13 protein-coding genes and 5 tRNA genes are annotated in these 11721 nt (G+C 39.9%); 4 read left to right on the forward strand and 14 right to left on the reverse strand.

The genetic code is table 11. The features are described from left to right. Nucleotides 1–24: 24 nt before the first annotated feature. The 8 genes from pflA to DWZ93_RS12425 all read right to left on the reverse strand — a co-directional run bounded on the left by pflA (nt 25) and on the right by DWZ93_RS12425 (nt 7268). A complete protein-coding gene (pflA, locus tag DWZ93_RS12385) occupies nt 25–765 on the reverse strand; it encodes a pyruvate formate-lyase-activating protein (RefSeq protein WP_118453109.1) in 741 nt (246 codons plus the stop codon). Nucleotides 766–786: 21 nt separating this feature from the next. After that, nucleotides 787–1029 (reverse strand): autonomous glycyl radical cofactor GrcA3, encoded by a 243-nt coding sequence (grcA3, locus tag DWZ93_RS12390; RefSeq protein WP_118383670.1) that lies wholly within the window; start codon nt 1027–1029, stop codon nt 787–789. A gap of 1 nt (nt 1030) precedes the next feature. Continuing rightward, nucleotides 1031–3136, reverse strand: coding sequence for a formate C-acetyltransferase (pflB, locus tag DWZ93_RS12395; protein ID WP_118453110.1), 2106 nt, complete (start codon nt 3134–3136; stop codon nt 1031–1033). A 131-nt stretch (nt 3137–3267) separates the two neighbouring features. Continuing rightward, a complete protein-coding gene (locus tag DWZ93_RS12400) occupies nt 3268–3690 on the reverse strand; it encodes a flavodoxin (RefSeq protein ID WP_118453111.1) in 423 nt (140 codons plus the stop codon). 30 nt (nt 3691–3720) lie between these two features. Further along, nucleotides 3721–4269, reverse strand: a complete 549-nt coding sequence (locus tag DWZ93_RS12405) for a DUF3793 family protein (RefSeq protein WP_118453112.1) — start codon at nt 4267–4269, stop codon at nt 3721–3723. 246 nt (nt 4270–4515) lie between these two features. Next, a complete protein-coding gene (locus tag DWZ93_RS12410; protein WP_118453113.1) occupies nt 4516–5856 on the reverse strand; it encodes a sodium-dependent transporter in 1341 nt (446 codons plus the stop codon). A 266-nt stretch (nt 5857–6122) separates the two neighbouring features. Then, the gene (locus DWZ93_RS14880) at nt 6123–6803 is read right to left on the reverse strand and encodes a helix-turn-helix domain-containing protein (RefSeq protein ID WP_178035716.1); all 681 of its coding nucleotides are present in this window, start codon (nt 6801–6803) and stop codon (nt 6123–6125) included. Between the two features lie 249 nt (nt 6804–7052). Continuing rightward, complete coding sequence (locus tag DWZ93_RS12425; RefSeq protein WP_025656187.1) at nt 7053–7268, reverse strand: helix-turn-helix domain-containing protein; 216 nt, start codon at nt 7266–7268, stop codon at nt 7053–7055. A gap of 111 nt (nt 7269–7379) precedes the next feature. On the opposite strand from DWZ93_RS12425, the gene DWZ93_RS12430 reads away from it, so the two are divergent. Continuing rightward, complete coding sequence (locus tag DWZ93_RS12430; protein WP_118453114.1) at nt 7380–7697, forward strand: hypothetical protein; 318 nt, start codon at nt 7380–7382, stop codon at nt 7695–7697. A 158-nt stretch (nt 7698–7855) separates the two neighbouring features. Here DWZ93_RS12430 and DWZ93_RS12435 read toward each other — a convergent pair whose 3' ends face one another. Next, complete coding sequence (locus DWZ93_RS12435) at nt 7856–8272, reverse strand: helix-turn-helix domain-containing protein (RefSeq protein ID WP_005424130.1); 417 nt, start codon at nt 8270–8272, stop codon at nt 7856–7858. A gap of 159 nt (nt 8273–8431) precedes the next feature. Here DWZ93_RS12435 and DWZ93_RS12440 point away from each other — a divergent pair, with 159 nt between their 5' ends. The 3 genes from DWZ93_RS12440 (at nt 8432) to DWZ93_RS12450 (ending at nt 10977) form a co-directional block, all read left to right on the forward strand. After that, nucleotides 8432–8752 (forward strand): hypothetical protein, encoded by a 321-nt coding sequence (locus DWZ93_RS12440; RefSeq protein WP_005330993.1) that lies wholly within the window; start codon nt 8432–8434, stop codon nt 8750–8752. 142 nt (nt 8753–8894) lie between these two features. Next, a complete protein-coding gene (locus DWZ93_RS12445; protein ID WP_195413036.1) occupies nt 8895–9728 on the forward strand; it encodes a rolling circle replication-associated protein in 834 nt (277 codons plus the stop codon). After that, nucleotides 9721–10977, forward strand: a complete 1257-nt coding sequence (locus DWZ93_RS12450; RefSeq protein ID WP_008373044.1) for a tyrosine-type recombinase/integrase — start codon at nt 9721–9723, stop codon at nt 10975–10977. Before DWZ93_RS12445 ends, DWZ93_RS12450 begins: the two co-directional genes overlap by 8 nt. Nucleotides 10978–11060: 83 nt before the next feature. Here the strand turns inward: DWZ93_RS12450 and DWZ93_RS12455 are convergent. The 5 genes from DWZ93_RS12455 to DWZ93_RS12475 all read right to left on the reverse strand — a co-directional run bounded on the left by DWZ93_RS12455 (nt 11061) and on the right by DWZ93_RS12475 (nt 11560). Continuing rightward, a tRNA-Leu gene (locus tag DWZ93_RS12455) sits at nt 11061–11146 on the reverse strand. A gap of 31 nt (nt 11147–11177) precedes the next feature. Then, nucleotides 11178–11250 (reverse strand) — tRNA-Val (locus DWZ93_RS12460). A gap of 4 nt (nt 11251–11254) precedes the next feature. Continuing rightward, a tRNA-Asp gene (locus DWZ93_RS12465) sits at nt 11255–11328 on the reverse strand. Nucleotides 11329–11390: 62 nt separating this feature from the next. Further along, a tRNA-Ile gene (locus tag DWZ93_RS12470) sits at nt 11391–11464 on the reverse strand. A 23-nt stretch (nt 11465–11487) separates the two neighbouring features. Next, nucleotides 11488–11560: transfer RNA gene (locus tag DWZ93_RS12475), tRNA-Thr, on the reverse strand. Nucleotides 11561–11721: the final 161 nt, after the last annotated feature.

Here is an 11721-nt window from a genome sequence, read left to right on the forward strand (position 1 = left end):
AACATAAAGAGAAAGGAGAAATTCCTACAAATTTCTCCTCACTTCCTGTATTGCTCTCAATATGGTCATACGCGCTTTCTTTGCCTGCTCCGGTTTCATCTCTGGCACACCTTCCAGAGGGTATTCTTTGCCCATATTTTTATACTTATTAATTCCCATCGTATGGTATGGCAGGATCTCCAATCCCACCAGATTACGCAGACCTCCGATCAGATGTCCGGTATCTGTCAGTTCCTTTTCACCGTCAGTAATCCCCGGCACTACCACATGCCGAATTACTACCGGTATCTCTGCCCTTTCAAGAGCTTTCATGAACTGAAGTACCGCTTCCTGCTTTCTTCCGGTAAGTTCCACATGTCCTGCCGGATCGCTGTGTTTAATATCCAACAGCACCAGATCTGTCACATGGAATAACCGCTCGAATTCGTCCTGCTTTTCCTTGCTGTACATAATGCCAGATGTATCCAGACAGGTATGGATTCCACGCTTCTTCGCTTCTGTAAAAAGCTCCGTCAGAAATCCAATCTGCAGCAGCGGTTCTCCGCCTGTAGCTGTAATTCCACCCTTGCGGTAGAATTCTTTATTTCTTTCATAGCGCTCCAAGAGTTCTTCTACGGTCACTTCCGTGCCCGCATTAATCTCCCACGTATCCGGATTGTGGCAGTACTTACAACGCATAGGACATCCCTGAAAGAATATTACAAAACGAACTCCGGGACCATCTACGGTCCCGAAGCTCTCTGTGGAATGAATATATCCTGTCAATTGATTCTCCCCGCCAGAACCTTACATGCTCTCATGGAAAGTTCTTGCGATGATCTCATCCTGCTGCTCTTTCGTCAGTTTATTAAAGTTTACTGCATAACCGGATACTCTGACGGTAAGCTGCGGATATTTTTCCGGATGTGCCTGTGCATCCAGGAGTTTCTCTCTTGTAAATACATTAACATTGAGATGGTGTCCACCTTTTTCTGCATAGCCATCCAGAAGGTTTACCAAATTATCAATCTGTGATTCGCTGATATTCATATTACATTTCCTCCTCTCTGTCATCTGTAAGGTTCGGTTCCTCACAAGCGCAGTCTGGCTCCATAGAGAAACTCAAGTCATCCAGGCTGATATCGCTCATATATACTGCATCTTCTTTACCAAGCGCTCCAGGAATGATAGAAAATGTATTAGAAATACCATCCTGTGCATCTTTAAATGGAAGCTTAGACACAGAGCTCAGAGATGCTACTGCACCGTGGCTGTCTCTCTTGTGCATCGGGTTAGCTCCCGGAGCAAATGCCTCACCTGCTTTTCTTCCGTCTGGTGTGGATCCTGTATTTTTACCATATACAACATTGGATGTAATCGTAAGGATTGATGTTGTCGGAATACTTCCACGGTAAGTATGATTACTCTTAATATAATGCATGAACTCTTTTACTACAGTGTAAGCGATGTCATCTACACGGTCATCATCGTTACCATATTTCGGGAAATCTCCCTCTACTTTATAGTCAACAACGATTCCATTTTCATCGCGGATCGTCTTAACCTTTGCATATTTGATCGCTGACAGCGAATCGGCAACAACTGAAAGACCTGCAATACCGGTTGCAAACCAGCGTTTTACCTGCTTATCATGAAGTGCCATCTGAATACGCTCATAGCAGTATTTGTCATGCATATAATGAATGATATTCAGTGCATTAACATATACCTGTGCCAGCCATTTCATCATATCCTGGAAACGATCCATAACCTCATCGTAATCCAGATACTCTGAAGTAATCGGGCGGTATTTTGGTCCAACCTGTTTCTTAGATACCTCATCCACACCACCGTTGATAGCGTAGAGCAGGCACTTAGCCAGGTTCGCACGAGCGCCAAAGAACTGCATTTCTTTACCGACACGCATAGAAGATACACAACAAGCAATTGCATAATCGTCTCCGTGTGTTACTCGCATCAGATCATCATTCTCATACTGGATAGATGATGATGCAATGGATGTCTTAGCACAGAATCTCTTGAAGTTCTTCGGCAGTCTTGTTGACCACAGTACGGTCATATTCGGCTCCGGTGCTGTTCCAAGATTCTCCAGTGTATGCAGGTAACGGAATGACATCTTAGTTACCATTGTACGACCATCGATACCCATACCACCGATAGACTCTGTTACCCATGTCGGATCACCAGAGAACAGTGCATTATACTCCGGTGTTCTGGCAAATTTAACCAGGCGAAGCTTCATAATGAAGTGATCAACAAATTCCTGAATCTCTTCCTCTGTGAATGTGCCATTCTTCAGATCTCTTTCTGCATAAATATCAATAAATGTAGAAGTTCTTCCCAGCGACATTGCTGCACCATTCTGCTCCTTAACAGCAGCAAGGTAACCGAAATACAGCCACTGGATTGCTTCTTTTACATTAGAAGCCGGCTTGGAAATGTCGTATCCATAGATATTACCCAACTCTTTCAGCTCTTTCAGTGCTTTAATCTGCTCTGAAAGCTCTTCTCTCTGTCTGGTAACATCAGAATACATGATCACTCTGGTACCGTCTTTCTGTCTCTGCTTATCCTCGATCAGACGATCCACTCCGTACAGAGCTACTCGTCTGTAATCGCCAATGATTCGTCCACGTCCGTAAGCATCCGGAAGACCGGTAATAATGTGACTGGAACGGCATGCACGCATCTCCGGTGTATATGCGTCAAACACTCCATCGTTATGAGTCTTTCTGTGTTTCTGGAAAAAATCAACGATCTGTGGATCTACATGATAACCATTATCTTCGCAGGCCTTAACTGCCATACGGATACCACCATACGGCTGAAGTGAACGTTTAAACGGCTTATCTGTCTGAAAACCTACGATCTTCTCTTTATCCTTATTCAGATATCCAGGTCCATGAGATGTAATACCTGAGATAATCTTAGTGTCCATGTCCAGAACTCCGCCCTTAGCACGCTCTTCAGCCGACAGCTCCATTACCTGATCCCACAGATCCTTTGTAGCCTGCGTCGGACCAGCCAGGAAAGAATCATCACCTTCATATGGTGTATAATTCTTCTGAATAAAATCACGGACATTAATTTCTTTCTGCCAAACTCCTCCAACAAATGAATTCCATTCCTGTTCCATAACTTCCTCCTAAAAGTATATTTCCCGCAGTCCCCTGTTCTGCTTCAATCATTCTAACGTCAAATCAACTCTCTTGTCAATCTCCAACGCATTTAAAAAATGTATATTTTTGAATACATTTTTCACGTCAATTATGCCAACCGCTTTCCAAGTGCTCTACAAGCAGATTCACAATCAGAATCCGGTGCATCATTGCATGTTACGCTGTCACACGCAAGTACTGCTCCTGCATTACGGCATTCATCTTCCCAGTTTCTCATCCACTCGCCGTCTCCCCATCCGTAAGAACCAAACAGCGCGATTTTCTTATCCTTCAGTGCTGACACGCATCCCTCAAACATTGGCTCAAATTCGCCTTCTTCCAGCACTTCATCTCCCATAGCCGGGCATCCAAATGCAATTGCATCATAGTCAGCCACTTTCGCCGCATCAAATTCTCCACAATTCAGAAGTTCTCCTTCCGCTCCTACTTCTTTCACACCTTCCAGCACAGCATTTGCCATAGCCTCTGTATTACCTGTTCCACTCCAATATACAACTGCAATTTTGCTCATAATGATATCCTCCTTAAATTTAAACTTATGTCAAGCAGCTACCGTGAGCTGCAAAACACTCTTTCCCTGATTCCACAGATGAGTATAAACCTCTGTGCACTTTTTGAATTTCTGAAACGTCTGCAACGCTTCACATTCATTGCAATACACCTTCCAGCACCCACAACACAAAGAATTACGTCCTTCATTCTCCACGAATCCAATCACATCTCCAAGCGGATAACCAAGAAACAGACCGATTTCGTGTGGAAAATCCTCATTATTTTCCAGACGTCCTCGCAAGTGTCTGAGCGCATAGTCTGCATCAGTACTTTCGTATCCACATTTTTTCAGAAGTTCCGCCACTCCCGGACGCTTCATATCACGCTCAAGAAAGTTTTTTCTGAATACGTAGATCAATGCCGTCTGCTTTCGGATCTTCAGAATACATACGGATACCCCTTTCTCTGCCATGCACTGATTCCAGAATTCCACATAGAATTCTACTTCTTCCAGCGAATCGTATTTATATGAAAATAAATTCCCGGTTTTCAGCGAAGCAAGCGTTGGAGAACAGTTCTCCACCAGATATCTTTCCATTCCGAGGTCTCCTTTCAGCCTGTCAGACACTTTTCAGTTCTTTTAGTGTCACCCATTCTGCATGAATTATTCTTTTTCTTTAAACCCACAAGTTAGTTTTAACACATTTGGATTAGTTTTATCTAACCGTTGATTAAAAGAAATGAGTTAGTTATTCCTAACTCATTTTCTAATATAATATATTCTCATTAAAGTGTCAAGCAATTCCATGTCTTTTATTTTATACACAAAAGTAATCCCATTACTTTATCCTATACCACCAAGCAGTGCCCCTGCAACTAATGCCACCAATGCCAGCGGAACAAGCACATACTTTCCGAGCACCAGAAACCATGCTCCAATCTTTTTCTCTCGTCCGGTATTCACAGCTTTCAGTGCAAACTCCCTGTCAGCCACCCAGAAAAACATGATTGCTGCAAGCATCGCCCCCAGCGGACAGACATAGATTGATACCGCGTCCATCCACCCCGAAACGATCCCCTGGATCATAAGCGCACTGATACATCCGAATCCCGCAATACTTCCCACTGCAGTCACACGCTTCATTCCAAATATCTCCTGCATAGCAGCAATTGGCGCTTCATACAGATTCACAAGAGAACTTAAACCAGCAAACAGCACACAAATATAGAATACAATTCCTACTATTTTGCCACCTGCCATACCATTAAATACATTGATCAAATAAATAAACATCAGTCCCGGGCCACCCGATGACAATTCCGCACCGCCAACTGCCATACCAGGTATGATCACCAACGCCGCAAGCATCGCTGCAATCGTATCAAAAATCGCCACATTACGTGCTGAACTCACAAGATCTTCCGACTCACTCAGATACGATCCATAAATCACAGTTCCGTTACCGGCAATAGATAATGAAAAAAACGCCTGCCCAAACGCGTAGATCCAAAGTTTAGGATCCAAAAGTCCACTTGGATTAATCGTAAATATATAACGATATCCACCGACCGCTCCCGGCAATGTAAAAATATAAATTCCCAGACCGACAAACAACACAAACAGCAGCGGCATCATGACACCATTGGCACGTTCGATTCCCCCGGCAATTCCCATTGCCATAATAACAGCTGTTATAAGTACAGCAATAACCAGCCAGAAATTATTACCAAATGCTGCCGCGGTTCTTCCGAACACTCCTCCGATCACATCCATATCCTGACCCATGTCTGCAATCTGACCCGTGATCGCAAGAAATGTATATTTAAAAATCCATCCGACTATCACTGTATATCCGATTGCCATGGCAAGCGATCCCAGCACCGGAATCCAGCCAATTGTGTTTCCCACTTTCGCATTACCAGTTCGCATCTCCGTGCAATTGCCAAATGCTATAATCGGACCACCTTTCGCTGCCCGTCCCAGTGCCATCTCTTCAATCACTCCGGTAGACGCAATCAATATTACAAACAAAATATATGGCAGCAGAAATGTCATACCACCCCAATCTGACACCATATATGGGAATCGCCAGATATTTCCCATACCAACCGCAGACCCGATGCAGGCCAGGACAAACCCTGTCCTGCTCTTGAATCCGTCTCTTTCCTTTTCATGTTTCCCCATTTAAATAAATCCTCCAACTACCACTGTTCTCGACCAATCGGCGAAGCCCATTCATATTCCTGCCTTTGCTTCTTAATATAAAAAATAAGAGAAACGCTGTAATTTCAACGGTTCTCTTGTTTTACTTAATGCCGCAGACCGGAATCGAACCGTTTTACTTAATCTCAAATACTGATAGAAAGGGGCTTTGAAGACTTCATCACGGTTGCGGTGTTCAAAAAGTGTTCAAACGTTTGTTGCATACAAACAGGAATTTATCTAAGATATTATTTGTCTATTAATTCCGCAATATCAATATTAGTTTTATAGTTTTGTTTAACTCCTCCTGGTGAAGTAGTAAAAAATGAAACATATTCTCCATTACTGTAAATGGTAATCTCTTTTATATCATCGTTTGCATCTTGCTTCGTAGTATCATAATATAACTCTAAGGTGTATATAGGATTGATGTTTTTATCTATATTCTCTACTTTTTCCCAGTTCTCGATATCTAAAATAGCATTGACCTTATCTATACTACTTTTATCTCCATATTTTGCTATCAGCTTGTCGCTTTGAGAGTCATGTATCTCTATTGATACCGCAGAATTCAACATCAAATCTGCATAGTCTTTTGTAGTATCACTAAGCCTTTTGTCATTGGCATAAATAAAGGAAAATAAAGCAACAACAATAATGACTAAACCGATTATAATTCCTATATAGAATGGCTGTTTTTTTATCTTCTTATCAATATCTTTTACCATACGAAAATCTCCTTTCAATAAAATGTCAAGAGAAACATTGAACTCATCACTAATTTTTACTAATGTAGATAAATCTGGATAGCTCTTTTCGTTCTCCCAATTTGAAACCGTTTGCCTTGTTACATTATACATTTTTGCAAAAGCTTCTTGTGTCAGCCCTCGTTCCTTTCTGATTTGTGCAATCGCTTGACCTAATTGCATATTCCTACCTCCTTACAATTACATTTTTATATGTATTTGCTAAATTAACAAGCAATTAGCTTTTTACATTTCTATTTTTTAACGCAAATATTCTTTGCCTTCTTGTTTTCATGATATTTTCATATACAACGTGTGAGGCAACTTCCGATTTGTCTGTTTCATGTTATACACAGTATAATTCCATTTTATAAAATATTCAATTAAAAAGGTATGCGAATATTTTTTATTTCCGCATACCCATTTATCACTTTATTCTTTTACATATCGAATTAACTCACCAATTTCACATTCAAAATAGTTGCATAGTTTACAGATTAAATTTGCGTCCAGTCTTTGAAATTCATTTCTGCAATATCTATTGAAATTTGACCTCGGTATGTCAAGTTCCTTACAAATCGTATTCTTACTGATACCTTTTTCTTGTAACAGTTCTTCTATCCTTAATTCTAAATGTCCATAGTTCATGTTCTGCACCTCTACATAAAGTATATTTATTAAATCTTTATGTAGTAATTCACTATATAGTGAGGTACTATATAGTTATCCCTCTACTAATAACACGAAAGAGGTATGTACATGAAAAAGAAAATCATAGCACCAATCACAATACTCTGTTTACTGACCATTCTCTACAATTATCTCAGACTGCCGGACTACCATATTACTAACAGCATGTCCTTTAGCAGTGCAGATACCAGAGATACTGAATTGACTGTAATTGTTTACAAATGTTGGGGAATTGATGGAGTAATCAAAGACATTGAAAACGAACATAACAAAATCAATGGTACGCCTACCACCTTGGAAATCAAGCTCTATTATCCAACTTATTACTTGCACACTAATAGCAAACCATTCCGAACTACAACCATTGAATATAATAAAAAAGAATAGCACTCTATTACTGCTTTTGAAGTAGTATCGGCTATTCCCTCTCCTTATATTCTTTTGTTCGTATTTTCGCAAACTAACGTTCCGCAAGGATGCCCAGTGCGACGGTTCCTAACAGGGCGGCGGGTCGACTGGGCAAGTGGACGGCTGGGAAGCATTTTCTACTCAACGACATATTTAACGTTTGATTCTCTCCGTCCCTCATATTTCTCCTGTGCTAACAGTTTATCAAGAAATTCTGACACTTCTTCCATGTCTTCACTGTCTATCAAATCCAGTTTTATCAATACATCAAGGTCTGTCTGATTCTTCGGTTGTATTGAGATCGGCTGAGATGTATCCACAACCACTTTCAACTGTTTTGTCTTATTTGCTGTTTCAATATCCGTAGTTAATCCCATAACGTGGCTTTTACTCACGCCGAATATCTGTGATAATTTTTCCCATATAGATTCATCTCTCGGCGTTCCGTTTCCATTTTCATAGTTCGTAAGCATACTTTGTGAAATGCCTAATTCTTTTGCAAGTTCCGCAACGGTTATATTCTTTTCTTTCCGCAATTCTTTTATTTTATTTATAGCGAACCTCCTTTATAAGCACATTATATTTCATCAAATTTTCTCTGTCAATCTTTTTATCGGATATTCAGATATTTTCTATTGACATTCTGCAATGCTTGTTTTATCATAAGATTATCTTAATATCTGATAATCAGATATCTATAAGGAGGTGAAACAATGATTAGGGGAAATGACTTTATTTTAAATCCAGACAAACTGCAAGAGGAATTTCAGTTAGTAGAAGTTTCTGACTGGGTAGACTTTTCTACAAAAGAAAAATTAGGATTCTACTATACAGTTCTTCTTCCAAAATTAAAGTTTGAAAAAGTCAAAGTAGGCATTAAAGCTAACACAGCGATTGTTACCAACGAAGAACTTGAACAAAAAGGGCAGATTCCAGTCTCATTTGATGGATTACATACTTGGGCTAGTCTCTATAATGGACGTCTTTCTGTCAAAGCAGAAGCTTCCAATATCAGAAAAGTGGGAATGAAATAATTGCCCTACTATGTCAGCCAGTCAGTGCCGGACAACGTCATAGGTGCTGAACTGGCTGACCTCTATACTTGATATATAAAACAACATCTTCCGAAAACAATCGGAACATTCATTACAAAATTGGGGATATGAGGTGAGATTCGTGAGCAAAACAAAAGAGTGTTTTGCATACAATACGAAAATCATTGAAACTCCTACTACAAAAGAAGTATATATTTACGAAAACCCTATTTTTATTCACTCAAAAGAAAAGGCTGATTTAACAGACACAAATAAACGAAAAAACTTTGATGAAATGTCAGCTCATAAGCAATATGACAGTTTAAAACGCAAGCAGAAGCATTACGAACAGGCTCGTTGGGATATTGCCCGTATTGTTGACTGCAACTTTGATAACAGAACAAAATTTGTAACGCTGACATTTAAAGAAAACATTCAGGAAATCCTGATAACTAACCGAGAATTTAAGTATTTTATCCAGCGATTAAATTATTATTTGTACCATACCAAAACCCAGTTATTAAAATACCTTGCAACGTGGGAGAAACAGAAGCGTGGAGCAATCCATTATCATGTTATTTTCTTTGATTTTCCGTATATAGCAAAAGAAAAATTACAGAATTTATGGTCACATGGATTTATTAAAATCAATCGCATTGATGTAGACAGCAAAGAAAACAGAGGTCGTTATCTTAGCAAGTATTTTGGAAAAGACCTTGATTTGAAAGAACATAAGAAAAAAGCCTTTTTTAAATCTCAAAATCTGAAAGTTCCACACGAAACAAAAGTCATGCTGACCGAAGACATTTTACATGACTTACAAAAAGAAAATATCGTCTTTCAGAAAGAATACACAAGGCAAATTTACGATACCAACGCTTTCTTATCTACTGGTTCATGCTTAAAGGACAGCAGTGTTATCTACATCAAAATTAAAAAAGAAAATCCTTGCGTAAAGGGGGAATCTTATGGATAATCCCGTTACGTTTTCAGATATAACATTATTGAATACGTTAGCCACCTGTGCTAACATGACCACAGATGAAGTCTTCAAAGATTTTAAAATTATGGCAAATAAAAAAATCTTGGAGAATCACAAATATGAAATTTATTACTCGGAATCAGAAAAAAGCTGGCGTACTTATTTACCCGATGAAACCAAACCTAACAAGCGTCGTCCTGTTAAGAGGAAGAGTAAAGAGAACCTTGAAAAAGAAATCATCAGATTTTATATCGAAAAGCAGAAAGCTGAAAACCGTCAGAATGTCACACTAGAAGAATTATATGCTGAATGGCTTTTGTATAAAAGAGATTATACTTCCGTAAAAGCAAAAACAATTCAAGAATATGTATCTGAATGGAATAGATTTTTCAAAGATACAGAACTTGTTAAAATGAAGATAGGCGAAATCAAACCAATCACGCTTATCCGCTTTTTCAGAGAAGCTACAAAAGACCGGCAGTTCACGCATAAGCGAGTCAGTAATGCACGTTCTGTTCTGAATGGAATCATGAGTTATGCGATTGAAGAAGAAATTATATCTCATAATCCTGTCTCTGATGTGAATTTCAAACAGTTTACCTATAAGCCAGTAGAAGTACAAAGTGACAATGTATTTTCCCGTGATGATACGCATAAGTTATTAAATTATCTTCGGTGTATCATAGAGCCATATTCTCTTGCAATACAGTTATCTTTCTATCTGTTTATCCGTGTTGGAGAAACAAAAGCTATCCGTTGGGAAGATATTGACTACAATAACAGGCTTGTATATCTTCACAGACAGGCGACCTGTGAACGTACATTGAATGATGATTTAACATTCTCAAGCCGAAAAGTAAAAGTAGTAAATCAAATGAAAGGAAATACTTCTCATGGATTCCGTAAACAGTTCCTTACAGACGAAGCACTTAAAATTCTTCACAAAGCAAAGGAATTAAATCCAAATGGAATATATGTTTTTGAACCTAACGGTGAGATTATGACAACAGACAGCTTTAACCGCCGATTGAAGAAATATTGCAAAGAAGCCGGTGTTCCTTATCATTCTAGTCATAAAATCCGCTTTTACAATGCTTCAACAGCTTTTGACGGAAATAATCTTACAACCCTTAGTTATTTAATGGGACATAGTGAGACAGCTACAACATTGCATTACTTGCGGAATGTCAATAAGAGGAAGAATGACAGGCTTGCTTTTCAGAATCTTGGTATTTCATCATAAAGTGTTCAAAGGTGTTCAAACATTTTAAAACAAAAAAATAAGAGAAACGCTGTAAATTCAACGTTTCTCCCATTTTTAACTAATGCCGCAGACCGGAATCGAACCGGTACGAGAGGTTAGTCCCGCAGGATTTTAAGTCCTGTGCGTCTGCCAGTTCCGCCACTGCGGCATTCAATTGTGATTCGCAACTTTGTTGCGAATGGGACCTACAGGGCTCGAACCTGTGACCCTCTGCTTGTAAGGCAGATGCTCTCCCAGCTGAGCTAAGATCCCAAAACGACCCAGAAGAGACTCGAACTCTCGACCTCCGCCGTGACAGGGCGGCGCTCTAACCAACTGAGCCACTGGGCCAAATATTAAATTAAATCACCATGCACCCAGCGTCTATACCAGACGCTCTTGTGCTGGATTAGTGGACCTTCGGGGACTCGAACCCAGGACCGATCGGTTATGAGCCGATTGCTCTAACCAGCTGAGCTAAAGGTCCATATGACGTCCCTTAAAGGACTAAGCCGATGATCGGACTCGAACCGATAACCTGCTGATTACAAATCAGCTGCTCTGCCAATTGAGCCACATCGGCATGATGTGTTGCAAGCAGCTGATTTGTAATCATCAGCTCTACCTGCGATTGACGTGGTCAATCTTACTGAATTGAGCCACATCGGCATGATGTGTTGCAAGCAGCTGATTTGTAATCAGTAGCTCTGCCTGCGATTGACGTGGTCAATCTTACTGAATTGA

The sequence above is a fragment of the Dorea sp. AF36-15AT genome, assembly GCF_003477705.1.
Taxonomy (GTDB): domain Bacteria; phylum Bacillota; class Clostridia; order Lachnospirales; family Lachnospiraceae; genus Claveliimonas; species Claveliimonas ammoniilytica.